1 protein-coding gene is annotated in these 698 nt (G+C 44.8%); it reads right to left on the reverse strand.

From position 1 onward, the window contains the following. A partial coding sequence (locus ACFINS_RS10380; RefSeq protein ID WP_375706225.1) for a Bgr_08870 family protein occupies positions 1–698 on the reverse strand: 698 nt, incomplete at both ends.

Here is a 698-nt window from a genome sequence, read left to right on the forward strand (position 1 = left end):
TTCTTTCCAACAGCTGTTGTTCCTCCAGAATTTCCTGTCGCACTGCGTGATGCAACAGAAGCGCCTCCTTTACCAATGATGATATCCTGGTGACCGTTTAAACTGGCTTTATAGCCATACCATACCGTACAACCGCCACCGCCGCCACCGCCTCCTAAGTAATAAGAATAACCACCCCCACCACTGCCGCCGCCACCCCATGCTTGGATTTCGACTTTTGTGTTATCCGTTACCCAATCGGGCCATTGAATTTTCCCATCCTGTGTATAGAGCAATTCAGCATCAGCAAGAGCCGGCCAATTCGTGATTTTATTGGTCAAATCTTTTTTAAGACTCTTTATCTGTGCCAAGATGGCTGCATCCACTTGCGCCTTCGTATAAACAACATCACCATCAACCCTCAAAGGTCCTTTAAGCGTACTTCCACTTGTGCTTAAACTGGTAACTATTTCACCATTATGGGTGAGATTAAACGACGAATTACCCAAGATCTCCAAGTCGTCACCCATGGTGACTTTACTGGTAAATTTATTATAACTTTGCCATTCATTTGGGCTGGCTAAGCGACCATAGCTTGTGAGATCTTCGTTAAGCTTGGCTCTAAAATCATCAAGCCCCACGATATCTTCGGTTTTATGTTGATGTGCGCCTAACAGTGAGACAGCACTGCCAAAGGTGAAGTTATTATTGCTTGATTT

It is taken from the genome of Bartonella sp. AA2SXKL, assembly GCF_042197205.1.
Taxonomy (GTDB): Bacteria; Pseudomonadota; Alphaproteobacteria; order Rhizobiales; family Rhizobiaceae; genus Bartonella.